General features: G+C 60.3%; 22 protein-coding genes, 3 tRNA genes and 3 rRNA genes. 20 read left to right on the forward strand and 8 right to left on the reverse strand.

Translation table 11 applies throughout. The annotated features are described in order from the left end of the window. Positions 1-87 precede the first annotated feature (87 nt). From cobA to PI93_RS09590, 3 genes are all read left to right on the forward strand, one after another. The gene (gene cobA, locus PI93_RS09580) at positions 88-873 is read left to right on the forward strand and encodes a uroporphyrinogen-III C-methyltransferase (RefSeq protein ID WP_039375518.1); all 786 of its coding nucleotides are present in this window, start codon (positions 88-90) and stop codon (positions 871-873) included. Positions 874-1,005: 132 nt separating this feature from the next. Next, positions 1,006-1,581, forward strand: a complete 576-nt coding sequence (locus PI93_RS09585; protein ID WP_039375519.1) for an ANTAR domain-containing response regulator — start codon at positions 1,006-1,008, stop codon at positions 1,579-1,581. A gap of 9 nt (positions 1,582-1,590) precedes the next feature. After that, positions 1,591-2,790 carry a CmpA/NrtA family ABC transporter substrate-binding protein gene (locus tag PI93_RS09590; protein WP_039375521.1) on the forward strand — a complete coding sequence of 400 codons (1,200 nt, stop codon included), beginning with the start codon at positions 1,591-1,593 and terminating at the stop codon, positions 2,788-2,790. 9 nt (positions 2,791-2,799) lie between these two features. Here PI93_RS09590 and PI93_RS09595 read toward each other — a convergent pair whose 3' ends face one another. Beyond that, on the reverse strand, positions 2,800-3,159 hold the full coding sequence (locus PI93_RS09595) for a hypothetical protein (protein ID WP_144400529.1): 360 nt from the start codon (positions 3,157-3,159) through the stop codon (positions 2,800-2,802). Between the two features lie 217 nt (positions 3,160-3,376). Further along, positions 3,377-3,718: a zinc ribbon domain-containing protein YjdM gene (locus PI93_RS09600; protein WP_039375523.1), complete on the reverse strand. Its 342-nt coding sequence runs from the start codon at positions 3,716-3,718 to the stop codon at positions 3,377-3,379. 211 nt (positions 3,719-3,929) lie between these two features. On the opposite strand from PI93_RS09600, the gene PI93_RS09605 reads away from it, so the two are divergent. Next, a complete protein-coding gene (locus PI93_RS09605) occupies positions 3,930-4,337 on the forward strand; it encodes a hypothetical protein (RefSeq protein WP_080759513.1) in 408 nt (135 codons plus the stop codon). A 189-nt stretch (positions 4,338-4,526) separates the two neighbouring features. On the opposite strand, the gene PI93_RS09610 is transcribed toward PI93_RS09605, so the two are convergent. After that, entirely contained in the window at positions 4,527-5,027 is a 501-nt protein-coding gene (locus PI93_RS09610) for a PaaI family thioesterase (RefSeq protein ID WP_052241122.1), read from the reverse strand. 79 nt (positions 5,028-5,106) lie between these two features. On the opposite strand from PI93_RS09610, the gene PI93_RS09615 reads away from it, so the two are divergent. Further along, entirely contained in the window at positions 5,107-6,465 is a 1,359-nt protein-coding gene (locus PI93_RS09615) for an aminotransferase-like domain-containing protein (protein ID WP_039375527.1), read from the forward strand. 150 nt (positions 6,466-6,615) lie between these two features. Then, positions 6,616-7,584, forward strand: coding sequence for a bifunctional helix-turn-helix transcriptional regulator/GNAT family N-acetyltransferase (locus PI93_RS09620; protein ID WP_039375528.1), 969 nt, complete (start codon positions 6,616-6,618; stop codon positions 7,582-7,584). An 11-nt stretch (positions 7,585-7,595) separates the two neighbouring features. Here the strand turns inward: PI93_RS09620 and PI93_RS09625 are convergent, their stop codons facing one another. Both PI93_RS09625 and PI93_RS09630 read right to left on the reverse strand, forming a co-directional pair. Beyond that, positions 7,596-8,120, reverse strand: a complete 525-nt coding sequence (locus PI93_RS09625) for an isochorismatase family cysteine hydrolase (RefSeq protein ID WP_052241124.1) — start codon at positions 8,118-8,120, stop codon at positions 7,596-7,598. 262 nt (positions 8,121-8,382) lie between these two features. Beyond that, positions 8,383-8,459, reverse strand: a tRNA-Met gene (locus PI93_RS09630). 198 nt (positions 8,460-8,657) lie between these two features. On the opposite strand from PI93_RS09630, the gene PI93_RS09635 reads away from it, so the two are divergent. The 8 genes from PI93_RS09635 (at position 8,658) to PI93_RS09670 (ending at position 17,201) form a co-directional block, all read left to right on the forward strand. After that, positions 8,658-9,302 carry a TetR/AcrR family transcriptional regulator gene (locus PI93_RS09635; RefSeq protein WP_039375319.1) on the forward strand — a complete coding sequence of 215 codons (645 nt, stop codon included), beginning with the start codon at positions 8,658-8,660 and terminating at the stop codon, positions 9,300-9,302. A gap of 170 nt (positions 9,303-9,472) precedes the next feature. Then, on the forward strand, positions 9,473-10,276 hold the full coding sequence (locus tag PI93_RS09640; protein WP_039375320.1) for an ABC transporter permease: 804 nt from the start codon (positions 9,473-9,475) through the stop codon (positions 10,274-10,276). Positions 10,277-10,396: 120 nt separating this feature from the next. Continuing rightward, positions 10,397-11,461: an ABC transporter substrate-binding protein gene (locus PI93_RS09645; protein ID WP_236105615.1), complete on the forward strand. Its 1,065-nt coding sequence runs from the start codon at positions 10,397-10,399 to the stop codon at positions 11,459-11,461. An 80-nt stretch (positions 11,462-11,541) separates the two neighbouring features. Then, positions 11,542-12,306 carry an ABC transporter ATP-binding protein gene (locus tag PI93_RS09650; RefSeq protein ID WP_039375333.1) on the forward strand — a complete coding sequence of 255 codons (765 nt, stop codon included), beginning with the start codon at positions 11,542-11,544 and terminating at the stop codon, positions 12,304-12,306. 79 nt (positions 12,307-12,385) lie between these two features. Next, a complete protein-coding gene (locus PI93_RS09655) occupies positions 12,386-13,828 on the forward strand; it encodes an enolase-like domain-containing protein (RefSeq protein ID WP_052241101.1) in 1,443 nt (480 codons plus the stop codon). A 164-nt stretch (positions 13,829-13,992) separates the two neighbouring features. Beyond that, positions 13,993-15,156, forward strand: a complete 1,164-nt coding sequence (locus PI93_RS09660) for a Gfo/Idh/MocA family protein (protein ID WP_039375322.1) — start codon at positions 13,993-13,995, stop codon at positions 15,154-15,156. 3 nt (positions 15,157-15,159) lie between these two features. Next, on the forward strand, positions 15,160-16,329 hold the full coding sequence (locus PI93_RS09665; RefSeq protein ID WP_039375325.1) for a dihydrodipicolinate synthase family protein: 1,170 nt from the start codon (positions 15,160-15,162) through the stop codon (positions 16,327-16,329). A 29-nt stretch (positions 16,330-16,358) separates the two neighbouring features. Next, complete coding sequence (locus tag PI93_RS09670; protein WP_039375337.1) at positions 16,359-17,201, forward strand: sugar phosphate isomerase/epimerase family protein; 843 nt, start codon at positions 16,359-16,361, stop codon at positions 17,199-17,201. 76 nt (positions 17,202-17,277) lie between these two features. Here the strand turns inward: PI93_RS09670 and PI93_RS09675 are convergent, their stop codons facing one another. Then, complete coding sequence (locus tag PI93_RS09675; protein ID WP_039375326.1) at positions 17,278-18,006, reverse strand: transporter; 729 nt, start codon at positions 18,004-18,006, stop codon at positions 17,278-17,280. A gap of 275 nt (positions 18,007-18,281) precedes the next feature. On the opposite strand from PI93_RS09675, the gene PI93_RS09680 reads away from it, so the two are divergent. Then, the gene (locus tag PI93_RS09680; RefSeq protein ID WP_039375327.1) at positions 18,282-18,740 is read left to right on the forward strand and encodes a metal-dependent hydrolase; all 459 of its coding nucleotides are present in this window, start codon (positions 18,282-18,284) and stop codon (positions 18,738-18,740) included. Between the two features lie 45 nt (positions 18,741-18,785). Here PI93_RS09680 and PI93_RS09685 read toward each other — a convergent pair whose 3' ends face one another. Further along, on the reverse strand, positions 18,786-19,796 hold the full coding sequence (locus PI93_RS09685) for a serine/threonine protein kinase (RefSeq protein ID WP_039375329.1): 1,011 nt from the start codon (positions 19,794-19,796) through the stop codon (positions 18,786-18,788). Between the two features lie 608 nt (positions 19,797-20,404). Here PI93_RS09685 and PI93_RS09690 point away from each other — a divergent pair. The 5 genes from PI93_RS09690 to rrf all read left to right on the forward strand — a co-directional run bounded on the left by PI93_RS09690 (position 20,405) and on the right by rrf (position 25,682). After that, positions 20,405-21,937 (forward strand): 16S ribosomal RNA (locus PI93_RS09690). Positions 21,938-22,001: 64 nt separating this feature from the next. After that, positions 22,002-22,078: transfer RNA gene (locus PI93_RS09695), tRNA-Ile, on the forward strand. Between the two features lie 112 nt (positions 22,079-22,190). Continuing rightward, a tRNA-Ala gene (locus PI93_RS09700) sits at positions 22,191-22,266 on the forward strand. Positions 22,267-22,549: 283 nt separating this feature from the next. After that, positions 22,550-25,427 (forward strand): 23S ribosomal RNA (locus tag PI93_RS09705). 142 nt (positions 25,428-25,569) lie between these two features. Then, positions 25,570-25,682: ribosomal RNA gene (gene rrf / locus PI93_RS09710) — 5S ribosomal RNA — on the forward strand. The 16S, 23S and 5S rRNA genes sit together here with 2 tRNA genes alongside, the layout of an rRNA operon. Positions 25,683-25,829: 147 nt before the next feature. Here the strand turns inward: rrf and aac(6') are convergent. Next, positions 25,830-26,306: an aminoglycoside 6'-N-acetyltransferase gene (aac(6'), locus tag PI93_RS09715; RefSeq protein WP_052240831.1), complete on the reverse strand. Its 477-nt coding sequence runs from the start codon at positions 26,304-26,306 to the stop codon at positions 25,830-25,832. Positions 26,307-26,339 lie beyond the last annotated feature (33 nt).

Here is a 26,339-nt window from a genome sequence, read left to right on the forward strand (position 1 = left end):
GGCGTTCGATACCGAACGTCACGACAAGCATCGACATGGGCGACATGGGCGACATGCAGGACATCGAGGATTTGAAGGAGAACGATCATGAAGAACGGCAAAGTCACCCTGCTCAGCGCAGGCCCCGGCGCGCTCGATCTGCTCACACTGCGAGCGGCGCGCGTGCTCGGCGAGGCCGACGTGCTGCTCGTCGACGATCTGGCCAATCCGGAGATCGCCACGCTCGCGCCGCAGGCCCGCGTGATTGCCGTGGGCAAGCGCGGCGGTTGCCGGTCGACGCCGCAAGCGTTCATCGAGCGGCTGATGTGCCGGTTCGCACGTGCCGGCGCTCATGTGGTGCGCGTAAAGGGAGGCGATGCGTTGATGTTCGGACGTGCGGGCGAGGAAATCTCGGCGCTGCGTCGCGCGGGTGTGCCGGTGGAGATCGTCAACGGCGTGTCGGCGGCCTTCGCGGCAGCGGCCGGCCTCGGCATGTCGCTCACGCATCGCGACCATTGCGCGGGCGTGACCTTCGTGACCGCGCACCGGCAAGACGGCAGCGCGCCCAACTGGGCGGCGTTGGCCGCGACGGGCACCACGCTGGCGATCTACATGGGGGTGAATCGGGTCGAAGCGCTGGCCGGCACGTTGCTGGCGCATCTCGACGCGAACACGCCGGCAGCGGCGGTGCAATGGGCCGGCACGCCGCAAGAGCGGCGTCTGGTGACATCGCTGGGGCGTCTGGCAGCCGACGTGCGCGCCGGGGGCTTCGCCAGTCCGGCCATTCTGCTCGTGGGCGGCGCGCTCAGTGAGGCGGCGCCGGTGGCGCTCGATATCGCCAATGGGGGCACGTCTGCCCACGTGGCGCCAGACGTCATCGCGCGAGCGGCCTGACGCGTTATCACCTTTATGGCCATGACCCCGCGCGACCCCCATCCACCATCAGATCCTGCGGCATCCACGCCCCCTGTGTCCTCCTCGACGCCTGCCGTCGAAGCGGCAAGGACGGGGGCAGGGGCGCATGGCATGCTGCGCGTGCTGCTCGTTACCGATACCGACAAGCCGATTGGCGAGTTGCGGGCGGCGCTCGCCCGTCTGGGCTGCGAAATGCTGGCGGAGGTCGCCAAGCCACAGGCATTGCCGCGCGTGGTGGAGAGCGAGCGTCCCGACGTGGTCATCATCGACACCGAATCGCCGTCGCGCGACACGCTCGAGCAACTTGCCGTGATGAATGCGGCCGCACCGCGCCCGGTACTGATGTTTTCGGCTGACGGCAATCAATCACGGATTCGCGAGGCCGTGGATGCGGGTGTCACGGCGTATTCCGTCGAGGGACTCGCTGCCGAGCGGCTCGCACCGATTCTCGAAGTCGCGCTCGCGCGCTTCGCTCATGAGGAAAAGCTACGGGCGCGACTGGTCAAGGCCGAGAACGAACTGGCCGACCGCAAGCTGATCGACCGCGCCAAGCGGTTGCTCATGGATCGACGCAGGATTTCCGAGCAGGAGGCCTACGCCATCCTGCGCAAACGGGCGATGGATCAGGGCGAGAAGCTCGTCGAAGTGGCGCGACAACTCGTCTCGATTGCCGAATTACTGGGGTAGACACTGCTCATGTCGACGTCATCATGGTTGGTTTCCGATGGGCCATCGCCGGACCGGCAAGATCGAATTTCGGACGATGTGCCGGAGAAGCGTCATTTGCGCGTGGGGTTCGTCGCGCTGTCGGATGCTGCGCCGCTGGTGGTGGCGAAGCGTCTGGAGCTGGGGCATGAGCATGGGCTCACGCTGGAACTGAGCCGGGAAGCGTCGTGGGCAGCGATCCGCGACAAGTTGCTCACCGGTGAGCTGGACGCGGCGCATTCGCTTTACGGGCTGGTCTACGGCGTGCAACTGGGCATCGGTGGACCGCGCGAGGACATGGCCGTCCTGATGGTGCTCAATCGCAACGGACAGGCCGTGACGGTCACGCCATCGCTCGCCGACGCGCTGGCCGAGACGAGTGATTTGCGAGAGGCATTGGCGTCGCTCGGTCGCAAGCCGGTGTTTGCGCAGACGTTCCCGACGGGTACGCACGCGATGTTCATGAATTACTGGTTCGCCGCGCAGGGCATCGACCCGTTGCGCGACATTGCGAGCATCGTGATTCCGCCCGCGCACATGGTGGCGGCGATGGAAGAGGGCGGGCTGGACGGCTTCTGTTGCGGCGAGCCGTGGCATGCCGTGGCGCAGGCGCGCGGGTTGGGGCGCACGGTCGCGGTGTCGAGCGATATCTGGCCAAATCACCCGGAAAAAGTGCTCGCCTGCCGACGGGACTTCGTCACCCGTTATCCGAAGACGGCCCGCGCGCTGGTGCGCACGCTGCTGAGCGCGTGTCGGTGGCTGGACATGCCGGGGCACCGGGCGGAAGCGGCGGGCTGGCTGGCCGAACCGGCATGGGTGGGTGCGCCGCGTGATCTGATCGCGGCGCGCTTGCTCGGGGATTTCGGACGCCTGTCCGGACGGCATGCATTGCTGTCGGTGAGCTTCTTTGATGGCGGTGTGGTGAACTACCCGCATCCGTCGGACGGAATATGGTTCGTCTCGCAGTACCGGCGTTGGGGGATGGTGGGGGACGATGCGGTCATTCACGCTGCGCAAACGGCGGCGGACGTGAATCAAACCGATCTGTTCGCAGCGGCGGCGCGCGCGGAGGCGGTGCCGGTGGTGTCGGAGGCGGTCGGTGAAGTGCTGTGCGATGGTCGCCGGTGGGATGCGGCGAGTGCCGCCGATCTGACGGCTTACCTCGACGGATTCGCCATTCGGGCGCGCTGAGCGGACGTCTTACCGTGCGAAGACGTCGCAATCGATATCGCCACGCGCGAGGCAGGCGCGCACGGCGCGCTCGCGGTGACGGTGATGCATGTTCAGGTGATAGACGAGCGCGAGCAGGACGACTTGTCGCGACACGTTGGCGAACACGGGTTCGAGCCCGGCTGCGCGGGCCAGTTCACGGCGCAGGACAGGGTGGAGACAGGCGAGGGCGAGGATCGCGAAAGATCCGGGCACTGCGAGAAACGCCGCTAAAGCAATCTTCTTTTTCATGGCCGTCGTGTGTGGTGAGGGCGTTGTGAGGACGCACCTGCTGGAGACGGTTGGGTTCTTAACGGAAACCGGCGCACCGATGTGCGCCGGTTTTTCCATTTTGGCGGGCGTCTCCTCCCGTCTCACTGCATCACAGCATGTGTGACAGTGTAGGGAGCCGACTCATTTCGATAAACGCGCGAAAATGAAAGCCTCTCTTGCGTAAAGCGAGGGGAATCACCGAATCACGTGAAGGAGGGAATCGAATGCCGACGGTGCTTGAGGGACGCTGCTTATGCGGCGCCAGCCGCTTCGAGATTCGCGAGCCGATATAGCCTTACACCTTCTTCACGAACTCCGTTTTCAGGCTCATTGCACCGAAGCCGTCGATTTTGCAGTCGATGTCGTGGTCGCCGTCGACCAGGCGGATGTTCTTCACTTTGGTGCCGATCTTGATCGTGCCCCCACCGCCTTTGAGCTTCAGATCTTTGATGACCGTCACGGTATCGCCGTTTTGCAGAATCGCACCGGTGGCGTCACGATAGACGCGCTCGGTTGGCTCTGCCGCAACTTCGGCCTGCGCCGACCATTCGTTGCCGCATTCCGGGCAGATGCACATCCCGCCGTCTTCATACGTGAATTCGGAGTTGCATTTCGGGCACGGGGGCAGAGCGCTCATTTGATATTTCCCTGAAGTCATGCGAAGGCAATAAGAGCGCGAGAGTATAACGGTGTCGGCTAGGGTGTCCCTTGCGTTGGCCCAATCATCGGTTACAGACCGCGCACGGGCGTTGAAATCCCTAATGGCTCCGGCGCGTCACACCGGCGATACTGGTTTGGTCGATAATGGGCGCCACGCCCGCCATCCCTTTTACTGCGCTGTCCCCGTCATGGCCGCCGAGATTCAGATTCCCATTCGTACGGAGTGCCCGCCCGGTGCCTGCACCTGCGAGCGGGAAACGCTCTTGCAGGATGCCCAAGGCGACCGGCGCATTCTGATGCTGACGCAAGCCGAGGAAAAGCGGCTGATCGCGCGAATCGAGGCGATTTCCAGCTACAACGATCTGAACCGCATGATCGGCCTGATGCACGCCCAACTCGGCATTCGGTTGCGTATTACGCCAAGCCCGAACGAAGTCAGAACCCTGCGCGGCATCGTCATTCAATTGGACGCGCAACCCGGCTTGTGCCGAAAGACCCGCTCCAATATTCCCGCCGCCATTCGACGCTGTCTCGATGCCCGCCCCGAAATCGCCTTTGCCATTCTCGATTCGCACGATTTGCTTGGCGGGATTTGATGGCGTGTATTGACTGCCGTCGTGCCGATTTCCGAGGCGTCGAATCGTCTTCGGCGACAGCGACATGAGCGATGACGCCGAGTCCTCCACGAAGGCGTTTGCGCCCGCCGAGATGAATCGGGCAGGCAGCGTGTCTTCGCCGGTCGCATAGCCCGGGCGCGTGTTGATCGACGGGCTTTTCATTTTCTGTCATCGCCCCCTGGCGTGCTCGCCGCGCAGCGTCATGACGGCGCTGTCCACGCGCGCGACGACCTTGCCGTCCTCGCGTTGGATGTCGCACTGATAGTGCGAGACGGTGCGTCCGCGATGCGTCGCCCATGCGCGCGCCAGCAGGCGTGCGTCCCACACCGGGCGCAGGAACGTCGCTTTCAGATCGATGCTCGTGAACGTCTCGCCCTCGCCCATGAGCGTCGAGTGCGCAGTGCCGATGGCCGCGTCCGCCAGTTCGCACAGCAGGCCGCCGTGAACGGTGCCTTGCTGGTTGCCGTGGATCTCAGGATGGGTATTGAGTTCGATGACGGCGAGCGCTTCGCCGACCTCCACGATCCGAAAGCCGAGGAATTGCGAGATCGCCGTCGGGTAGCGCATGTGGATGGATTCGTCGCCGTTGAGCGTGCCGTCGAGCAGTCGTTGCAAGTAGGTCAGCACCGGGTATTGCGCGTCTTGGGGGATGTCGGTCGTCTGGGGCATGGCGGTCTCTTTTGACGTTTGCGATCTGAAGTGTCGCCGCCTAGAATCAGACAATCAAGAAATTGTCCTACGTACAGTCATGACCGATTCCCCTGTCTCCGCACTCGTCGAACGCCTGTCGGGCGATATCCGCAGCGGCGTGCTGTCGCCAGGCTCGGCACTGCCGACGCATCGAAAACTCGCCGCGCAGTACGGCATTGCGATTGCGTCCGCGACCAAGGTCTACGCGAAGCTGCGAGATCTGGGACTGGTCGTCGGCGAGGTGGGGCGGGGGACGTTCGTGCGGGATCGTCCGATGCAGCGCGAGTGGGATGTCGATGACGAGGCGCGGCTGAGTTCCAGCGCGGTGGATCTGTCGTTCAACCATCCGTCATGGCCGGATCAGAGCGAGTTGCTGCGCGCGACGTTGCGTGAGCTGGCGACGGCCGGGGATCTCAGTGCGTTGATGCATCAGCAGCCGCCCGGCGGTCGGCAGCATGAGCGCGAGACGGTGGCGGCGTATCTGCGTCGTGCGCGGGGCATTGATGTGCCGGGGGAACGCATCTTTCTCGTCGGTGGCGCGCAACAAGGTCTCGACGTGGTGGTGCGAACGGCGTTGCGCCCGGGCGATGCCGTGGCCGTCGACGCGTTGACGTATCCGGGATTCAAGATGACGGCGTCGCTGGCAGGACTGACGTTGAAGCCAGTTGCGGCGGGGCATGGCGGGCGCAGGGGACATGTGGGGCCCGATTTCGATGCGCTCGAAGCGGTATGCCGTCGCCATGCCGTGAGGGCCATCTATTCGATGCCGACGTTGCACAACCCGCTGGGTTGGGTGTTGAGTACGGCACAGCGTCGGCGTTTGGTGGAGATTGCACGACGTTACGACTGCCTGATCATTGAAGATGCGACGTATGCGTATCTCGTTGACAGCGTGGGACTGCCCATCGTCACGCTCGCGCCGGAGCGTACGTTTTACATATCGAGTCTCTCGAAGAGTGTGGCGACGGGGTTGCGCTTCGGGTATGTCGTTGCGCCTGAGGCGTACGCAGCGCAGGTCAAACGTGTGGTGCGGGCGTCGTACTGGAGTCTGTCGAGTGTGGTCACGGCCATCGCGACGCGCTGGTTCGCGAGCGGTGAGGTCGAGCGTCAGGAGGAACGCCAGCGCGCGCAGGCAAAGTGGCGTCAGACGGTTGCCCGTGAGGCGTTGCGCGGCATGGATGTGGTTACGCATCCGTCGTCGTTATTTCTTTGGCTGCCGTTGCCCGAAGGATTGCGCATGGATCGGGTGGCGTCCGCGCTGGCTGCGCGCGGTATCGCCGTATCGAAGGCGCAGGCTTACGCCACGACGCGGCACGCGCCTCATGCACTTCGGCTTGGACTGAGTTCGATGAGCGAGGCGCAGGTCGCGCCTGTGCTCGCCGAGGTGCGCGACATCATCGAGCGGATGCCGCTGTGATGGGGCTGCTGCTGATCTCCAGCATCACGGGATTTCAACACCTTGCATAAGTTGCGAGACGCAACTATATTGGTTGCGTGCCGCAACTTTTGCAATGTCTGTGCGTCACCGTCATGCCTGACGTCATTCGCGACCTGTGTGAGATGCCCTATGGACCTTGTCGATCTACCCGGTATGCCCCGCGAAGCGGAGATTCTCGAACTCCGCGATTTCTCCCGAAAACTGGTGCGCGAGCTGGGGTTCATGCGAACCACGCTCGCCGATAGCGACCTCGCGCCATCGGCCGTCCATGCCATTATCGAAATCGGCGCGACGCCCGGCATCAGTGCCAAGGACCTCGGCAATATTCTGCGTCTCGATAAATCGAACACCAGTCGGCAAGTGGCGAAGCTGGAGGCCAGTGGCCTCGTGCGGCGTGCGACTGCCAACGACGATGCGCGAACCTCCGAACTCTCACTGACCGAGGCGGGACAGGAGCTGCGGCGCAAGATCGACCGCTTCGCGACGGATCAGGTGTCGAGTGCATTGCGACGTATCGTGCCAGCAGATCAGGAGGCGCTGGTCCGCTCACTCGCGTTATATGCCGATGCGCTTGCGCAGGACAATTCGGCAAAGCGGGTGGACGAGGCCGGGATCGATGCGCAGATTACGGAGGGATACCAGCCCGGGTGCATCGGCGATATCGCGAGCCTGCACGCGCGCTACTACGCAGAGCACTGGGGCTTCGGCGCCTACTTCGAGAAGAAGGTCGCGACGGGGCTGGCGGAATTTGCCGGGGCGTTGCCAGCAGAGGGCAAGGCGCTTTGGTTGTACATCGAGAACGGACGCACGCTGGCCTCGCTCGCCATCGACGGAAATCTGGAGACGGGGGTTGCGCACTTGCGTTGGTTCATCGTGGACGACGCGCTGCGTGGCTCGGGCGTTGGACGGCGTCTCATGTCGGCCGCCATGGCGTATGTCGACGCGCGTTTCAATGAGACCTACCTGTGGACGTTCAAAGGGCTCGACGCGGCGCGTCATCTTTACGAATCGTTCGGCTTTCGTCTCGCCGAGGAAGCGGAAGGCGAGCAATGGGGAAGACGCGTCGTCGAGCAGCGGTTTAACCGTCGCAAAGCGTAAATGGACGCGATTTACGTAATAAGTGTCAGGGCGTCCGCAAGCGACAGCACCGTCGTTCTCGAATCGAAGGCGGTTGCGAAAAGATGATCGTGAACGATCGTATCGGGGTCGTAGCAACAGTCCTTGACGGTGAAAAGCCGGTAATCAGCGTCGCTTGCGTAGGCTACGGAAGACAGCATGACGCCGGTCGAGGCGATGCCGACCATCATCAACGTGTCGACGCCGCTTGCGCTCAGTCGTAACTGCAGGTCGGTGCCGAAGAAAGCGCTGGCGCGGTGCGCGATGACGAGCGGCTCCTCGGGACGTTGTGCCAGTTCAGGCGAAATTGTGTCGTCGACGAACAATCCCAGTCGTTTCACGCCTTGCCCGTTGCGGTTCATCGGGCTGACTTCCGGATAGCCGGGGCTGAAGTGGAATTTGACGAAGTAGACGGCGATACCCCGGGCGCGCGCCGCGTTGCACAACGCGCGTGTGTTGGCGAGCAGCGTCGGCGCGACGGCGGGGAACAGCGCGAGGATGTCCGTCTGATAGTGCATGACGATCAGCGCGGTCTTCGCCGGGATGAGTGGGCTGTTGAGCGCGTCTGGGCTGTGTGACGCGGGATCGGCGGTCTTGCGTTCGACGGGTGACGTCATCGGATGTCTCGAAAGAGAGTGACGCGACGACTTTATCAGAATGCTTCAGGCGTCTGGGCTGCGGCGGACGGCGCGAGACGCCGCTGTTCGATCAGGTGGCCGTGCTGTGCTGAAATGCAAAAAGCCTTGATTTCTTTACGAAATCAAGGCTTTTTACCATGTCTGGTTGCGGGGACAGGATTTGAACCTGTGACCTTCGGGTTATGAGCCCGACGAGCTGCCAGACTGCTCCACCCCGCGTCTGAAGAAATGAATAGTACGGGAATTCTGCGCATTGTGTCAAGCATTTATGACATTTGTTTTATGAACTTCCCGAAAATCATGCACGAGGCGTGCATTTTCCCCGTATCTCGCGCGCATGCGTTGTGTTGCGGGCCTTCACTTGTCGAATCCTCTGGTTTAGTATTTGTGTTACCAACCAGTTAATTAAAGCTATCCATGACGAACGATCCTCAGGTGGCTCGAGTCACCAGAAACCGTGATCGCACGCGGGCGCAGATCCTGTCCGCCGCACGCGACGAGTTTTCGTTGCGCGGCTACGAAGGTGCCCGCGTGGAGGCCATCGCCGAGCGCGCTGGCTCCAACAAGCGCATGCTTTATTACTACTTCAAGAACAAAGACGAGTTGTTTCTCGCGGTGATGGAGGACACCTATCGCGGCATTCGCGATGCGGAAGCCGAACTGCGTCTGCTTGACCTTGCGCCTATCGATGCGATCCGCGCGCTCGTCACATTCACCTGGGAGTACTACCTCGCACATCCCGAGTTTCTCTCGCTGCTCAATAGCGAAAACCTCTATCACGCGCAGCATCTGCGCCGCTCGAACGACATCCGCTCGCTGAACTCCCCGCTCATCGACACGCTGGGTGAAATCCTCGCGCGCGGTCATCGGGAGAAGCTGTTTCGTGGCGGCGTCGATCCGCTTCAGCTCTACATCTCCATCGCGGCACTTGGCTACTTCTACCTGTCGAACAACGCCACGCTGTGCACCGTGTTCGGGCGAGACCTGTCGACCCCGAAGGCGCGTCTCGAACGTCTTCAGCACATGATCGATATGGTCTTGGGGTATCTACTGATCAGCTAGTTTTTTACACGATTCCCCGTTGACAGCCCAATGTCGCCTGCCTAAGATAATTAACCAGTTGGTAACAAAAAGCGAAGAAGACACACCGCGCATACACAACACGCCGGCGATGTCCGAGACCTGATCTCGCACACGACCGGCCCGTACCTCGCCAAGGATGGAGACAACTCATGGCGCAAGCGACACCGTTGGTTCGTAAGGTATTCGAGTCTCGTGCGTTCAGGCCCATTGCCCTGATTGCATTCATCATCATCGGCTGGGAGCTGACGATTCAGCTCTTCCAGATCAAACCGTATCTGGTGCCCGATCCCCTGGTCGTCATCCGCCAGCTCGTCACCGACTGGCCCAAGCTCTGGAGCGAGACGCTGGTGACGACTTACGCCACGGTCGGCGGCTTCCTCCTCTCGGCCTTGATTGGCGTGCCGCTCGCGATGCTCATCGCTTACTCCCGGCTCGTCGAGAGCTATGTCTATCCGCTGCTGGTCTTCTCGCAATCGATTCCGAAGATCGCCATCGCGCCGTTGCTGGTGGTCTGGTTCGGTTTCGGCATCGTGCCGAAAATCGTCACGGCGTTCTTGCTTGGCTTCTTCCCCGTTGTCGTATCGACGGTCATGGGGTTCAAGTCTGTCGACCGCGACATGATCGACCTTGTGCGGTCGATGAAAGCCAGCCGTTTGCAAACGTTCCTCAAGATCAGTCTGCCGTTCGCCATGCCCAGCATCTTCAGCGGACTGAAGGTGTCGGTCACGCTGGCCGTGGTCGGCGCCGTTGTCGGTGAGTTCGTCGGCGCCAATTCCGGCATCGGCTATGTGCTGCAAGTGGCGAACGGCAACTTCGATCTGCCGCTGATGTTCGCGGCGCTCATCCTGCTCTCCCTCGTCGGCGTGGTGTTGTTCGTGCTGGTCGACATGGTCGAGCGGGTGATGATCCCCTGGCACGCCTCGCATCGCGACGATTACTACGTCAGCCCCTGAGCGCGACCTCGCCGAGGGTATCGGCAACGTTAGCAATGTCACCGAATTTCGCCGTAGCGCGGGCGACTCGCGCTCGGCTCGTCGCATCCCCCGTAAGAAGAACGACATAAGGAGACAGGCATGATTCGAATGCAAGCGCGGCGCGGCGGTGTGCCGCGACGGGTATCGGGAGCCACCCCCATGTTCCTCGCACGTATTTCCCGTGCGATCGCGAGGGTCGCGACCGGCGCGGTGATCGCGCTCGGCATGGCGCTGCCGGCGCAAGCGCGCGACAAGGTCACGCTGATGCTCAACTGGTACACCTATGGCGAGCATGCGCCGTTCTATCTCGGGGTCGAGCGCGGCTACTTCGCCGCAGAGAACATTGATCTCGATATTCAGGAAGGGCGCGGCTCGGCCGTCACCGTGCAAGCGGTGGCGGCGGGTTCGACAACGCTCGGCTATGCAGACGTCAGCACCATGATCAAGGCGGCTGCCAAGGGAGCGCCGGTGGTGACCGTTGGCGTGATGTTGCAAAAGAGCCCGGCGTCGGTGATGGGCTTTGCCGAGAAGAACATCGTGAAGCCGGCCGATATCAAGGGCCGCACGGTCGCCATGACCCCCGGCGATTCGCTCTCGCAACTCTGGCCCGTCTATCTCAAGTCGAATCATCTCGGTGACTCGGACTACAAACCCGTGTCGGGCGACGCGGCGACCAAACGCAACGCGGTGGTCAACGGCCGTGCCGATCTGCTGCTGGGCAACGTGAACGACCAGAAGCCGATCATCGAAGAAATCACGGGCAAGCCGGTGCGTGCGCTGTTGTTCGCCGACGCGGGCGTCAATCCGTTGAACGGCGGCATCATCGCACGCAAGGAGATGCTCAAGTCGAACCCCGATCTGTTGCGTCGCTTCCTGCGCGCGGCGGCGAAATCGGTGCAGGCTGCCACGCAGTCGCCGCAAGACGCTGTGAACGCCATGCTCAAGATCAATGCGAAGGCCGGCAAACCGGAAACGCTTACCAAGAGCTGGGAGGCAACGATTCCGCTGCTGCATACCGCCAGTACGCAGAATCTGCCGCCGCTGCGCTTCGATCCGAAAGACATGGCCGCCACACTCGACCTGATGGTCAAGTACGGCGGAGTGGACGGCGCTACCGCCGGCAAGGCCGAGGACTATTACACGCTGGAGTTTCTGCCGAAATGAACCGCCCAGTGGAAAGTGTGCTGACGGCGTTGTCGGCAGTGCCCGGCAGCGCTGCCGAACCCGCCGTGCGTCCGGACCCGATGATCCGTTTTGACGGCATCGCGAAAACGTATGAAACGAAAGAGGGATCGGTTCGCTCGCTCAATCCGGTATCGCTCGATGTGGCGCCCGGTGAGTTCGTCTCCATCGTCGGGCCGAGCGGTTGTGGCAAGAGCACGTTGCTGAAGATTGCCGCCGGGTTGCTGCCGGCGTCGGAAGGAACGCTGATCGTCAACGGCAAGGCCGTCGACGGCCCGCCCGACGACATCGGTATGGTGTTCCAGAATGCAGTGCTGCTCGCGTGGCGCGACATTCTGTCCAACATCATGTTGCAAATCGAAGTGCGCAAGCTCGACCGGGCCGCGTATCTGGCGCGGGCGAAGGCGCTCATCGAGATGGCGGGCCTCACGGACTTTGCCCACAAGCTGCCCTGGCAGCTCTCGGGCGGGATGCAACAACGCGCGGCAATCTGCCGTGCGCTGGTGCACGATCCGAAGATCCTGCTCATGGACGAGCCGTTCGGCGCGCTCGATGCCATGACGCGCGAAAAGATGAATCTGGAGTTGCAGCGCATCTGGCTTTCCACGGGAAAGACGGTGCTGCTCATTACGCACAGCATTCCGGAGGCGGTGTTTTTATCGGATCGTGTGGTGGTGATGTCGGAGCGTCCGGGCAGCATTGCGGCGATCTATGACGTCAAACTGCCGCGTCCGCGCGGACTGGACGTCATGGGCGATCCGGAGTTCGCACGTCTCACGCGGCAGATTCGCTCGCACTTTTACGCGCAGGGGAATCTGGACGAGTAATGCCGGCGGGCAGCGCCCGCGTCGTCACGGTCGCCCAGCGGCGACTTCGAGTTAATGCGTTTCTTTCTGGGACTGACGTATGTCGGGTATGTCAGGGGTATCGCTCACCCTAACGTTTTGCGAATTGTTCGAGCGCGACGTCGCGCTGCGGCTGCCATTTCGCTTCGGTGCGGTCACGTTGCGCCACGCGACACAGGCCTTTGTGCGCGTGGGCGTGCGTCTGGCCGACGGTCGCGAAGCGGTGGGGGCGAGCGCCGAACTGATGGTGCCGAAATGGTTCGACAAGTCGCCGGAACTGTCGCAGGCGCAGAACGCCGAGCAACTGCGCGATTCACTTCGGCTGGCACGTCGGCTGGCGCTGGAAGACAGTGCGCCTGCGACCGCTTTCGCTCGCTTCGAACGGCAGTATCCGGTGCAACTTCACGAAGGGGCGGCGCTTGGATTGAATCCGCTCGTGGCGTCGTTCGGGCTTGCGCAGATCGATAAGGCGGTCCTCGATGGTCTGTGCCGCGCGTTGGGTGTTTCGTTTTTCGACGCCATGCGGCGCAACGTGGTGGGCTTGAGGCATACGCCGCTAGCCCCGGATCTCGACGGCTTCGATTTCGACACCCTGTTGACCGATCTCCGGCCGATGCGCTCGCTCGCGTTGCGGCACACGGTGGGTATGGCCGACGTGCTTACCCACGCGGGGAGCGCGGACCTGCCAGACGATGGACTGCCTGCGACGCTTGAAGACGTGGTGCGTCGCTATCGTCCGCGTGAATTCAAGCTCAAGCTCGGCGGCGACGCACAGCAGGATCGCGAACGCCTCACCGCCATTGCCTCGCTGTTAGGGCGGCAATGTCCGGATTACCGCGTCACGCTCGATGGCAACGAGCAATACGCCGACGCCGGCACGTTCCTCGCGTTTTGGCGTTCGATGGAGCGCGACGCCCAACTGTCCGATCTGGTGCGGCGGGTGCGTTATGTGGAACAACCGTTGGCGCGAAGCGTGGCGCTGCGTCATCCGCTGGGCCCGCTCGCGAGTGCCGTGCCGATGATGATCGACGAATCCGACGAGACGCTCGATGCCTTCGTGGATGCAAAGGCGCTGGGCTATCGCGCCGTGTCGAGCAAGAGTTGCAAGGGCCTTTACAAGTCGCTGATCAATCGCGCGCGTTGCGAACTCTGGAACGCACAGGCGGGGGTACGTCGTTACTTCATGACGGCAGAAGACCTGACCTGTCAGGCGGGGCTTGCCGTGCAACAGGATCTGGCGTTGGCGGCGCTGCTTGGCGTGACGCACATCGAGCGCAACGGGCACCACTATGTCGCTGGTATGCCCGGTGCCCGGGAAGAGGAGCAGCGAGCCTTCGCGCAGCGTCATCCGGCGCTCTACGCGTGGCAAGCCGGGCAGGACATTGACGGGGTGCGTTTGCGGGTGAACGAAGGCGACATCGCGTTGGAAGACCTCTACGGCGAAGGTTTTGCATCAAATGCCATGCCGGATTGGACGACGCTTCGGGAGATGCAGACACATTGAACGACAGAGGGTGAGGCAATGATATGTCGGATCCTTCGCCAATAATTTAGGTATACGAAATTTTTGATTTCGTTCGGTGGCTTCGATGACCGGCCCCGGACATCCACGAATCGACGACGAATCGATAGGGCATCGCTACAAGGGAAGTCACAGGAGATTACGTAATGGCAACGCTTCGAATCGGCATCATCATGCACGGCGTGACCGGTCGCATGGGTATGAATCAGCACTTGATCCGCTCCATTGTGGAGATTCGCAAACAAGGGGGCGTGACGCTCGCCAACGGCGACCGTCTCATGCCCGATCCGATTCTGGTCGGACGCAACGCCGAGAAGATTGCAGCGCTCGCGCGTCAGTACGGCATCGAGCGCTGGAGCGTGAATCTGGATGAGGCGCTGGCGAATCCCGACGACACGGTGTTCTTCGACGCCGCGACGACACAGGCACGTCCAGCGCTGCTCAAGCGTGCCGTGAAAGCGGGCAAGCACATCTACTGCGAGAAGCCCGTGGCAACGAATCTGGCCGAGGCACTCGATCTGTACCACGCGGCGCAGGCCGCAGGCGTGAAACACGGCGTGGTGCAGGACAAGCTCTGGTTGCCGGGACTGCGCAAACTGCAACTTCTCAATGACGCGGGCTTCTTCGGACAAGTGCTGTCCGTGCGCGGCGAATTCGGTTACTGGGTGTTCGAGGGCGATCTGCAACCCACGCAGCGCCCGTCGTGGAATTACCGTACCGAAGACGGTGGCGGCATCATTCTCGACATGCTGTGCCACTGGCGCTACGTGCTCGATAACGTCTTCGGCAAGGTCAAGAGCGTGTCGTGCCTCGGCGCCACGCACATCCCGCAGCGCTGGGACGAACAGGGCAAGCCGTACAAGGCCACGGCCGACGATGCAGCCTATGCAACGTTTGAACTCGAGAACGGCGTGATCGTGCAGTTGAACAGCTCGTGGTGCGTGCGCGTGCGCCGCGACGATCTGGTGACGTTCCAGGTGGACGGCACGCACGGCTCGGCAGTCGCGGGGTTGACCGACTGCTGGACGCAATCGCGTGTGAATACCCCGAAGCCGGTGTGGAATCCGGACGTGCGCCAGACCCACGATTTCTTCGACGATTGGGTCAAGGTGCCCGACACGACGGCTTACGACAATGCGTTCAAGGTGCAGTGGGAACTGTTCCTGCGCCACGTCGCGGGCGAGGGTGACTTCAAGTGGAACCTGCTCGAGGGCGCGAAGGGGGTGCAGCTCGTTGAGCTTGGACTGCAAAGCTGGCGCGAGCGCCGCTGGCTCGACGTGCCGGATCTGTCCGGCCGGGAAGGAGCGTAAGCCATGGCGCCGACGCTCAAGCTGATCGATCGCGACGGGCATCTCGTGCCATTCACCGTGCGTACCGAGCGCACGTGGCAGCCGAATCCGTCGCCGAAGATGAATCGCATTGCCTATTCGGCAGCGCACGTGGTGGCGGATACGCGCTCGACGGCCGATCCGTGGCTGACCGCCGCCGTCGACTGGGACGCCACACTCGCTTACCGCGAACGGCTGTTCTCGCTGGGCCTCGGGGTGGCCGAAGCCATGGATACGGCGCAACGCGGTATGGGGCTGGACTGGCCGACGTCGCTCGAATTGATCCGGCGCAGCGTTGCGCAGTCGAAGCATCACCCCGGTGCGTTGATCGCTTGTGGCGCCGGTACCGATCATTTGGTGCCCGCCGCCGGGCTCACGCTGGACGACGTGATTCGCGCCTACGAGGAGCAGGTCGAGGCGGTCGAGGCGGCCGGTGGCCGGATCATTCTGATGGCAAGCCGTGCGCTCGCAGCCGTGGCCAAGGGGCCGGAGGATTATCTGCGCGTGTACGAGCGGATACTGCGTCAGGTGCGCGAGCCGGTGATTCTGCATTGGCTCGGCGATATGTTCGACCCGGCGCTGTCAGGTTACTGGGGGCATCGCGACCTGGATCGCGCGACGGACGTTTGTCTGCAAGTGATCGAGACGCAACCCGCGAAGGTCGACGGCATCAAAATCTCGTTGCTCGACAAGGACAAGGAGATCGCCATGCGCCGGCGTTTGCCGAAGGGCGTGCGCATGTACACGGGCGACGATTTCAACTACGCGGAACTGATTGTGGGCGACGCACACGGCTATTCGGACGCGTTGCTCGGCATCTTCGACGCGATTGCCCCGGCCGCGTCGACGGCGCTCGACGCGCTGGGACGCGGCGATCGCGAGACCTTCGATGCGATTCTCGCGCCGACCGTGCCGCTGTCGCGCCACATCTTCGCCGCGCCGACCCGGTTCTATAAGTCGGGGGTGGTCTTCATGGCGTGGCTCAATGGCCATCAGGAACACTTCGCGATGGTCGGCGGCCAGCAAAGCGCGCGCAGTCTCTGGCATTACTGCGAGTTGTTTCGTCTGGCTACCGCCGCGCAACTGATCGAAGATCCGGCGCTGGCGGCGTATCGCATGAAGCTCTGGCTTGCCGTGAGTGGGGTGGAAGCATGAGCGCCGGCACGCGCGACGTGGTGACGTCGATGTCGCCCTACGTGCCGCCGCCGGCGGAGAAACTGTCGATCAACACGGCGACGGTGCGCCAGCAGTGGAAGCTCGACGCCATCATCGACGGCATTGCGCGCCATGGGATTCGTGGCATTTCACCGTGGCGCGATCAGGTGGCCGAGTTGGGGCTCGCGGAGACGGCCCGACGGATTCGCGCGCATGACCTGACCGTCACGGGATATTGCCGAGGGGGGATGTTTCCCGCGGCAGATGCGGCGGGGCGTCGGGCTGCGCGAGACGATAACCGGCGCGCGGTCGACGAGGCGCTGACCGTAGGCGCGCAGTGTCTGGTGCTCGTGGTCGGCGGGCTACCGTCCGGCTCGAAGGATATCGCAGGTGCCCGGGCACAGGTGCGCGATGGCATTGCCGAGTTGCTGGATTACTCGCGTGGCGCGGGGATGCCGCTGGCGATCGAACCGCTGCATCCGATGTATGCGGCCGATCGGGCGTGTGTGAATACGATGGCGCACGCCAACGATCTTTGCGACGAACTGGGTGACGACGGACTGGGGATCGCCGTCGATCTGTATCACGTGTGGTGGGACCCGCAGTTGGCCGCGCAGATCGCCCGGGCAGGCAAGCAACGGTTGCTCGCGTTTCACATCTGCGACTGGTTGGTGCCGACGCGCGAGCTGTTACTCGATCGCGGCATGATGGGCGACGGGGTCATCGATATCCCCGCTGCGCGCGCGCTCGTCGAAGCGCAAGGCTACGAGGGCATGCACGAAGTGGAAATCTTCTCGTCGCAGGACTGGTGGAAGCGTTCGCCCGACGAGGTGCTGGAGACTTGCAAGGCGCGCCATCTCGCGTGTTGTTGAGGGGAGCGGGGAGCGGATGAGCGGCGGGGGAGGCGGCTGCCGTGTCGTCAGGCAGTCGCCCGCCGCGTCGCCGTGCTCACCAGCGAACGGTGACGCCGGCCTGTACCGAGTGGGAAATCGAGGCGGGATTCAGGCCGCGTTTGTAGCCGACGTCCAGATCGAGATCTTTGGTGGGACTGTAGATCGCGCCGACCAGCGCGTAGCCCGGCTTCGTTTGGGTGGTGCTGTCCGGATTGGTCGCGAGGCCAATGTCGGCCACCAGACGAACGGTGTCCGTCACGTTGAAAAGCACGGCTGTGGAGGCATTCCACAGGCTTTGCCGATTGCCGATGCTGTTGTTGTTCCACGTGTAGCCCACGTTGGCGAGGAACGTCCAGCGATCGAGGTCGTATTGCATCAGCAGGTTCGCGCCGGTCGTGGCGCGGCCGTTGCCAAGGCCACGCTCCTGGCTGGCGGTCGGCAACGAGACGAAAGGTTTCAGGCCGAGGTGCCATTGCTCGCCCTCGAGAAAGCGCCATTTGGCTTGCAACTGGAGGTCGGAGAAGCCGTTGGTCCAGCCGTCGCCGTCGGGGCGGTTGCGCTGGTAGGGCGCCTGAATGGCAACGTCGAGATTGGGCAACACCCCGTAGGTCAGCGTGTTGCTCCATTGCTGCTGACGCGAGGTCGGCAGCGTCGTCCATTCGCTGTTCAGCTCGAGTTGCCAGTTGCCAGTGTCCTGCGTGCCGGTGTCGTCCGTGACGAGCGGGTTCATGGCGTGCGCGGCAAGCGGTGCCAAGGCTGCGGCAAAGATCAGAAACTTCTTCATCAAAAACTCCTGCGGGCGAGTCGTTCGTCTTGGCGCGAAAGTCTGGAATTGCGTCGGGCGGATCGTACGGGCCGTGCATGACACCGTCAATCGAATCGCGCCGAATGTGGCGTATTTGAGATTTATCTCCAGGGGACGTTGCGCTGGTGCGGGCGGTGTGCTCGGTGAGTGGGGAAGTGAGGTTGCCGGTGCTGCCAGTGTCGTCTGCCCGGTGGTAGACTTCGGCCCCCTTCTCTGATGCGCGAGGCCTGCCCGCGCATCGCCGCCGGTTTTTCATGCAAGCCAGAAGTCATCTCATATTCGGTATCGGCGCGACTTGGCTGATGCATCGCACCGGATGGGCCGCCAGCGTCCATGCGTGGCCCCTGACCCTTGTGGGGGCGCTGCTGCCCGATATCGATCATCCGAAAAGCATGTTGGGCCGACGCGTGGCGCCGTTGTCGCTGGCGATCTCCAGCGTATTCGGGCATCGCGGCATGACGCATTCGTTATTGCTGCCCATGCTGGCCGTTATCGCGTGTCTCTACGGATGGGGGCGTGTGCCGCCGTGGATGATTGCACTTTGCGCCGGGTATCTCTCGCATCTGCTGGCGGATTGGCTGACACCGTCCGGAGTGCCACTTTGCTGGCCGCTGCGCACGCGCTTTCGTTCGCCGCTCTACGTTACGACGGGATCGGCCGCGGAGTGGTGTGTTGCCGCCGCACTCGGCTTCGCCATGTGGCGATGGTGGTGAGTGCGGGCGGTGCTGCGGCTGTGTGGAGGGATGCCGAGGCTGCGCTTAGCGCCAGGTCAGCGGAGGTTCGTCCATGAGGGCGACCTGTTCACGCAGCTCAAGGATGCGGTCTTGCCAATAGCGCTGCGTGTTGAACCACGGGAAGGCGGCGGGGAAGGCCGGGTCGTCCCAGCGGCGAGCGAGCCAGGCGCTGTAGTGAAGCAGGCGCAGCGTTCGCAAGGCTTCCACCAGATGTAACTCGCGCGGGTTGAAGTCGGCGAAGTCCTCATAGCCGGAGAGCACTTCGTCGAGTTGGACGGTCATCTCTGCGCGCGTGCCCGAGAGCAGCATCCACAGGTCTTGCATCGCCGGGGCCATGCAGGTGTCGTCGAAATCGACGAAATGCGGGCCGGCGTCGGTCCACAGAACGTTGCCGGCGTGGCAATCGCCGTGCACGCGCAGCAGCTTCACGTCCCCCGCGTGTTCGTAGGCACGGGCGATGCCGGCGAGCGCGAGATCAACGATGCTGCGCCATGCGTCGCGCAAGTCGGTCGGAATGAAGTGGTTCGTCCATAGATAGTCGACGGGAGCGTGTCCGTAGCTGTCGATATTCAGGGTGAGACGGTGCTGGAACGACTGGGTGGCGCCGAGGGCGTGAATGCGCCCGAGAAAGCGGCCGAGCCAGTTCAGCGTGTCGGGATCTTGCAGTTCGGGGGCGCGTCCACCGCGTCGAGGGAAGAGCGCGAAGCGGAAGCCATCAAAGCGATGCAGGGTCTTGCCTTGAATCTCCAGTGGGGCGACGACGGGAATCTCGCGCTCAGCGAGTGCTTGCGTAAAGCGGTGCTCTTCCAGAATGGCGTCGTCGGTCCAGCGTTCGGGGCGGTAGAACTTGGCGATCAGGGGCGGGCCGTCTTCCATCCCGATCTGATAGACGCGGTTCTCGTAACTATTGAGTGCGAGCAGACGTCCGTCGCTGTAAGTGCCCAATTGCTCGACGGCGGTGATGACAACGTCAGGCAGCAGGGCGGCGAAGGGATGCGTGTGCCCGGAGGCGTCAGGGGAAAGATCGGTGTCCATGGCCGCTATTGTGCCAAAGGCGGCGGGGCCGACGCTGGTTCGCGCCGACTTCGTCCGTCTATATATAGAGAAGCGCATGCCTGGGAGGTGTGCGAAACGCAGGAAAATGCACGACCTTCAAAATAGTTTCACAAAGGGCTTGCGCAGTTCGTCGAAGGTGACTAATATCTCGTCTCTCGCAACGACAGCGACGCAGCCGAAAGCGGCGGCGAAGTTGGGGCGACGGGCTGGAAAGCCCGGTGGTTAGGGGTTTTCGAGCTTGTGAGTCGCTACGGCGATGAGCGAAGAGAAGCGAAAAAAACTGTTGACGACGACGAGAAGCTGCGACATAATCTCACTTCTCTGCTGCTGATGCAGCGACGCAGAAAACGAAGCGACGGCGCGGTAAGTGTGCGACGAAGCGAAGTCAGATGCGATTGATCTTTAAAAATTGAACAACCGATAAGTGTGGGCACTCGATGAATAGTGCGTCTGCTTCGGCAGATTAGCTTTAAATTTATTGAGGCTCACATAGTAATAGGTAAGTTAAGTAATTAACTTGTCAGCATACTTTGAGAGCGACCGGTTCGAGTGATTTATCACGAAAAACCGAAAACAGTAACAGGTTTAAACTGAAGAGTTTGATCCTGGCTCAGATTGAACGCTGGCGGCATGCCTTACACATGCAAGTCGAACGGCAGCACGGGTGCTTGCACCTGGTGGCGAGTGGCGAACGGGTGAGTAATACATCGGAATGTACCTTGTAGTGGGGGATAGCTCGGCGAAAGCCGGATTAATACCGCATACGCTCTGAGGAGGAAAGCGGGGGACCTTCGGGCCTCGTGCTACAAGAGCAGCCGATGTCAGATTAGCTAGTTGGTGGGGTAAAAGCTCACCAAGGCGACGATCTGTAGCTGGTCTGAGAGGACGACCAGCCACACTGGGACTGAGACACGGCCCAGACTCCTACGGGAGGCAGCAGTGGGGAATTTTGGACAATGGGCGAAAGCCTGATCCAGCAATGCCGCGTGTGTGAAGAAGGCCTTCGGGTTGTAAAGCACTTTTGTCCGGAAAGAAATCCTCTGGGTTAATACCTCGGGGGGATGACGGTACCGGAAGAATAAGCACCGGCTAACTACGTGCCAGCAGCCGCGGTAATACGTAGGGTGCAAGCGTTAATCGGAATTACTGGGCGTAAAGCGTGCGCAGGCGGTTTTGTAAGACGGATGTGAAATCCCCGGGCTTAACCTGGGAACTGCATTCGTGACTGCAAGGCTAGAGTATGGCAGAGGGGGGTAGAATTCCACGTGTAGCAGTGAAATGCGTAGAGATGTGGAGGAATACCGATGGCGAAGGCAGCCCCCTGGGCCAATACTGACGCTCATGCACGAAAGCGTGGGGAGCAAACAGGATTAGATACCCTGGTAGTCCACGCCCTAAACGATGTCAACTAGTTGTTGGGGATTCATTTCCTTAGTAACGAAGCTAACGCGTGAAGTTGACCGCCTGGGGAGTACGGTCGCAAGATTAAAACTCAAAGGAATTGACGGGGACCCGCACAAGCGGTGGATGATGTGGATTAATTCGATGCAACGCGAAAAACCTTACCTACCCTTGACATGTACGGAATCCTGCTGAGAGGTGGGAGTGCTCGAAAGAGAACCGTAACACAGGTGCTGCATGGCTGTCGTCAGCTCGTGTCGTGAGATGTTGGGTTAAGTCCCGCAACGAGCGCAACCCTTGTCCTTAGTTGCTACGCAAGAGCACTCTAAGGAGACTGCCGGTGACAAACCGGAGGAAGGTGGGGATGACGTCAAGTCCTCATGGCCCTTATGGGTAGGGCTTCACACGTCATACAATGGTCGGTACAGAGGGCTGCCAAACCGCGAGGTGGAGCTAACCCCAGAAAACCGATCGTAGTCCGGATCGCAGTCTGCAACTCGACTGCGTGAAGCTGGAATCGCTAGTAATCGCGGATCAGCATGTCGCGGTGAATACGTTCCCGGGTCTTGTACACACCGCCCGTCACACCATGGGAGTGGGTTTTGCCAGAAGTAGGTAGCCTAACCGTAAGGAGGGCGCTTACCACGGCAGGATTCATGACTGGGGTGAAGTCGTAACAAGGTAGCCGTAGGGGAACCTGCGGCTGGATCACCTCCTTTCTAGAGCATGCACTGGAAGTTGAGTGTTCACGCTTATCGGTTGTTGACTGCGTAGATCTAAGTCGGGTCTGTAGCTCAGGTGGTTAGAGCACCGTCTTGATAAGGCGGGGGTCGAAGGTTCAAGTCCTTCCAGACCCACCAATCTCTTTCCACCGACGCCTGGTAGAAAGAAATCTGGCTGAGGCAAGGCACAAAAAGCCGCGGCATACATTGGTATGCAAGGTTTTTTGTAACGCCGCATCAGACTGATTTGGGGGGCATAGCTCAGCTGGGAGAGCACCTGCTTTGCAAGCAGGGGGTCGTCGGTTCGATCCCGTCTGCCTCCACCAATTCCTTAGATCACACATCGATGTCAGTCAAAAGCTTTTACGTCTGTAGTAAATCCCAATAGTGATTTAGCGTGAACGTTTTTGAATGACAGCAATGTCATGCAGTATTTGTTCTTTAACAATTTAGAAGAAGTAGTAGTACAACGGAAGCGCGTTAGAGATGGCGCGTGGAAATTGTACGGGTTGTGATTGTATCAACCAGTATTTAAGTGATCGAAAGATGACTTGGAATACGGCACAACGCGATAACTCAACCTATAGCTGGAAGACATTCTGGTTATAGGGTCAAGCGAATAAGTGCATGTGGTGGATGCCTTGGCGATTACAGGCGATGAAGGACGCGATAGCCTGCGAAAAGTTGTGGGGAGCTGGCAAATAAGCATTGATCCACAAATGTCCGAATGGGGAAACCCGGCCTTTTAGGTCATCCTAGACTGAATACATAGGTCTAGCGAAGCGAACGCGGCGAACTGAAACATCTAAGTAGCTGCAGGAAAAGAAATCAACCGAGATTCCCAAAGTAGTGGCGAGCGAAATGGGACCAGCCTTCAAGATTTAGCACCGGTGTTATCAAAACGGAATGGAAAGTCCGGCCATAGTGGGTGATAGCCCCGTATGAGAAAACCCTGGTGTGGAACTAAGCTTGAGACAAGTAGGGCGGGACACGTGAAATCCTGTCTGAAGATGGGGGGACCATCCTCCAAGGCTAAATACTCGTAATCGACCGATAGTGAACCAGTACCGTGAGGGAAAGGCGAAAAGAACCCCGGGAGGGGAGTGAAATAGATCCTGAAACCGCATGCATACAAACAGTCGGAGCCTCGTAAGGGGTGACGGCGTACCTTTTGTATAATGGGTCAGCGACTTACATTCAGTGGCGAGCTTAACCGAATAGGGAAGGCGTAGCGAAAGCGAGTCCGAATAGGGCGTTCAGTCGCTGGGTGTAGACCCGAAACCAAGTGATCTATCCATGGCCAGGATGAAGGTGCGGTAACACGTACTGGAGGTCCGAACCCACTAATGTTGAAAAATTAGGGGATGAGCTGTGGATAGGGGTGAAAGGCTAAACAAACTTGGAAATAGCTGGTTCTCTCCGAAAACTATTTAGGTAGTGCCTCGTGTATCACCTTCGGGGGTAGAGCACTGTCATGGTTGAAGGGTCCATTGCGGATTACTTCGCCATAGCAAACTCCGAATACCGAAGAGTGCAATCACGGGAGACAGACATCGGGTGCTAACGTCCGGTGTCAAGAGGGAAACAACCCAGACCGCCAGCTAAGGTCCCTAAATATTGCTAAGTGGGAAACGAAGTGGGAAGGCTAAAACAGTCAGGAGGTTGGCTTAGAAGCAGCCACCCTTTAAAGAAAGCGTAATAGCTCACTGATCGAGTCGTCCTGCGCGGAAGATGTAACGGGGCTAAGCAATATACCGAAGCTGCGGATGCGAGCTTGCTCGCATGGTAGGAGAGCGTTCTGTAAGCCTGTGAAGGTGTCTTGTAAAGGATGCTGGAGGTATCAGAAGTGCGAATGCTGACATGAGTAGCGATAAAGGGGGTGAAAGGCCCCCTCGCCGTAAGCCCAAGGTTTCCTACGCAACGTTCATCGGCGTAGGGTGAGTCGGCCCCTAAGGCGAGGCAGAGATGCGTAGCTGATGGGAAGCAGGTTAATATTCCTGCACCGTCGTATGATGCGATGGGGGGACGGATCGCGGAAGGTTGTCCGGGTGTTGGAAGTCCCGGTCCCTGCAGTGGAGAAGGCGCTTAGGCAAATCCGGGCGCGTAATTCAAGGCTGTGGGGCGAGCGAACTTGTTCGCGAAGCAATTGGAAGTGGTTCCAAGAAAAGCCTCTAAGCTTCAGTCATACGAGACCGTACCGCAAACCGACACAGGTGGGCGAGATGAGTATTCTAAGGCGCTTGAGAGAACTCGGGAGAAGGAACTCGGCAAATTGGTACCGTAACTTCGGGATAAGGTACGCCCTTGTAGCTTGACTGGCCTGCGCCAGGAGGGTGAAGGGGTTGCAATAAACTGGTGGCTGCGACTGTTTAATAAAAACACAGCACTCTGCAAACACGAAAGTGGACGTATAGGGTGTGACGCCTGCCCGGTGCCGGAAGATTAAATGATGGGGTGCAAGCTCTTGATTGAAGTCCCGGTAAACGGCGGCCGTAACTATAACGGTCCTAAGGTAGCGAAATTCCTTGTCGGGTAAGTTCCGACCTGCACGAATGGCGTAACGATGGCCACACTGTCTCCTCCCGAGACTCAGCGAAGTTGAAGTGTTTGTGATGATGCAATCTACCCGCGGCTAGACGGAAAGACCCCATGAACCTTTACTGTAGCTTTGCATTGGACTTTGAACCGGTCTGTGTAGGATAGGTGGGAGGCTTTGAAGCAGGAACGCTAGTTTCTGTGGAGCCGTCCTTGAAATACCACCCTGGCTTGTTTGAGGTTCTAACCTAGGTCCGTAATCCGGATCGGGGACAGTGCATGGTAGGCAGTTTGACTGGGGCGGTCTCCTCCCAAAGTGTAACGGAGGAGTACGAAGGTACGCTAGGTACGGTCGGAAATCGTGCTGATAGTGCAATGGCAAAAGCGTGCTTAACTGCGAGACTGACAAGTCGAGCAGGTGCGAAAGCAGGTCATAGTGATCCGGTGGTTCTGTATGGAAGGGCCATCGCTCAACGGATAAAAGGTACTCTGGGGATAACAGGCTGATACCGCCCAAGAGTTCATATCGACGGCGGTGTTTGGCACCTCGATGTCGGCTCATCTCATCCTGGGGCTGTAGCCGGTCCCAAGGGTATGGCTGTTCGCCATTTAAAGAGGTACGTGAGCTGGGTTTAAAACGTCGTGAGACAGTTTGGTCCCTATCTGCCGTGGGCGTTGGAAGTTTGAAGGGGGCTGCTCCTAGTACGAGAGGACCGGAGTGGACGAACCTCTGGTGTACCGGTTGTCACGCCAGTGGCATCGCCGGGTAGCTATGTTCGGAAGAGATAACCGCTGAAAGCATCTAAGCGGGAAACTCGCCTTAAGATGAGACTTCCCTAGGAACTCGATTCCTTTGAAGGGTCGTTCAAGACCAGGACGTTGATAGGTCAGGTGTGGAAGCGCAGTAATGCGTTAAGCTAACTGATACTAATTGCCCGTAAGGCTTGATCCTATAACCAGTGTGTTTTCCCTGGTTTGAGTGACGTGTGTGCCCCAATGGCGCTGATACGCTCACAACCCAATTACATGTAGTACTACGCTTCTTCTGAATTGGTTTTGTTGCACGCCTAGTGCAGCAAGACATACAAGTTATGCCTGATGACCATAGCGAGTTGGAACCACCCCTTCCCATCCCGAACAGGACCGTGAAACGACTCCACGCCGATGATAGTGCGGATACCCGTGTGAAAGTAGGTAATCGTCAGGCTCCCCTAAAAACCCCTTGCTACAACGCGTAGCAAGGGGTTTTTGCTTTGTGCGCCCGCTTTATCCTGTGACTTGCGGAGTAGCTGAAGTGTTGGGCAAGCGTGCTGGCACTGATGGTCTAGCGCTTGTATCGACACCTTGACTCACCCTATCCCAACGCAGCCTTCGACGTTCGCTTTCTGAAGAAGACAACGCGTTCTGTCTCTTCGAAGCCGAGTGCACGGTGTAACGCCTGAACGCCGTCATTCCGAACATCCGTATCTGATGCAAACTCTTCGCACGCGTGAAGGGCGCCCCATTGCTCGGCGTATTCGAACAGTGCCTTGGCAACGCCTTGACGACGTGCCTCAGGCACCACATAAATGCCTTCAAGGAATAGCACCGGCGACGTATCGCATCCATTCACATAGTCGTGTCGTATCGATGCCTCGGCGAAGCCAAGTGCCGCCTTCGCCGTCGAAAATGCGATGAATGTGGCGTAACGTTCCGGACTGGAAAGTATCTCTGCCATCTCGCGGTCATGCTCATCCGCGCTGGCCTGGGGCCAAAGACAATGTCTGAGCGTACGCCACGCAGGAATGTCATCGGGGCCAATCGGCTGGACGGAGTACGTGGTGGATGTCATTGCTCAAGCCTTGAGGATGTCCGCGCAGAGCGG

The sequence above is a fragment of the Pandoraea fibrosis genome, assembly GCF_000807775.2.
Taxonomy (GTDB): domain Bacteria; phylum Pseudomonadota; class Gammaproteobacteria; order Burkholderiales; family Burkholderiaceae; genus Pandoraea; species Pandoraea fibrosis.

What these genes read in the sequence shown, in the direction of transcription:
- PI93_RS09665 (WP_039375325.1), top strand. Translation starts at nt 15,160, where the DNA reads ATGGCGCCGACGCTCAAGCTGATCGATCGCGACGGGCATCTCGTGCCA.
- PI93_RS09635 (WP_039375319.1), top strand. Translation starts at nt 8,658, where the DNA reads ATGACGAACGATCCTCAGGTGGCTCGAGTCACCAGAAACCGTGATCGC.
- PI93_RS09585 (WP_039375519.1), top strand. Translation starts at nt 1,006, where the DNA reads ATGCTGCGCGTGCTGCTCGTTACCGATACCGACAAGCCGATTGGCGAG.
- PI93_RS09675 (WP_039375326.1), bottom strand. Translation starts at nt 18,006, where the DNA reads ATGAAGAAGTTTCTGATCTTTGCCGCAGCCTTGGCACCGCTTGCCGCG.
- PI93_RS09640 (WP_039375320.1), top strand. Translation starts at nt 9,473, where the DNA reads ATGGCGCAAGCGACACCGTTGGTTCGTAAGGTATTCGAGTCTCGTGCG.
- PI93_RS09595 (WP_144400529.1), bottom strand. Translation starts at nt 3,159, where the DNA reads ATGGAAAAACCGGCGCACATCGGTGCGCCGGTTTCCGTTAAGAACCCA.
- PI93_RS09620 (WP_039375528.1), top strand. Translation starts at nt 6,616, where the DNA reads ATGGACCTTGTCGATCTACCCGGTATGCCCCGCGAAGCGGAGATTCTC.
- PI93_RS09610 (WP_052241122.1), bottom strand. Translation starts at nt 5,027, where the DNA reads ATGCCCCAGACGACCGACATCCCCCAAGACGCGCAATACCCGGTGCTG.
- PI93_RS09590 (WP_039375521.1), top strand. Translation starts at nt 1,591, where the DNA reads ATGTCGACGTCATCATGGTTGGTTTCCGATGGGCCATCGCCGGACCGG.
- PI93_RS09660 (WP_039375322.1), top strand. Translation starts at nt 13,993, where the DNA reads ATGGCAACGCTTCGAATCGGCATCATCATGCACGGCGTGACCGGTCGC.
- PI93_RS09615 (WP_039375527.1), top strand. Translation starts at nt 5,107, where the DNA reads ATGACCGATTCCCCTGTCTCCGCACTCGTCGAACGCCTGTCGGGCGAT.
- PI93_RS09600 (WP_039375523.1), bottom strand. Translation starts at nt 3,718, where the DNA reads ATGAGCGCTCTGCCCCCGTGCCCGAAATGCAACTCCGAATTCACGTAT.
- PI93_RS09670 (WP_039375337.1), top strand. Translation starts at nt 16,359, where the DNA reads ATGTCGCCCTACGTGCCGCCGCCGGCGGAGAAACTGTCGATCAACACG.
- PI93_RS09685 (WP_039375329.1), bottom strand. Translation starts at nt 19,796, where the DNA reads ATGGACACCGATCTTTCCCCTGACGCCTCCGGGCACACGCATCCCTTC.
- PI93_RS09625 (WP_052241124.1), bottom strand. Translation starts at nt 8,120, where the DNA reads ATGCACTATCAGACGGACATCCTCGCGCTGTTCCCCGCCGTCGCGCCG.
- PI93_RS09650 (WP_039375333.1), top strand. Translation starts at nt 11,542, where the DNA reads ATGATCCGTTTTGACGGCATCGCGAAAACGTATGAAACGAAAGAGGGA.
- PI93_RS09605 (WP_080759513.1), top strand. Translation starts at nt 3,930, where the DNA reads ATGGCCGCCGAGATTCAGATTCCCATTCGTACGGAGTGCCCGCCCGGT.
- PI93_RS09680 (WP_039375327.1), top strand. Translation starts at nt 18,282, where the DNA reads ATGCAAGCCAGAAGTCATCTCATATTCGGTATCGGCGCGACTTGGCTG.
- cobA (WP_039375518.1), top strand. Translation starts at nt 88, where the DNA reads ATGAAGAACGGCAAAGTCACCCTGCTCAGCGCAGGCCCCGGCGCGCTC.
- PI93_RS09645 (WP_236105615.1), top strand. Translation starts at nt 10,397, where the DNA reads ATGATTCGAATGCAAGCGCGGCGCGGCGGTGTGCCGCGACGGGTATCG.
- PI93_RS09655 (WP_052241101.1), top strand. Translation starts at nt 12,386, where the DNA reads ATGTCGGGTATGTCAGGGGTATCGCTCACCCTAACGTTTTGCGAATTG.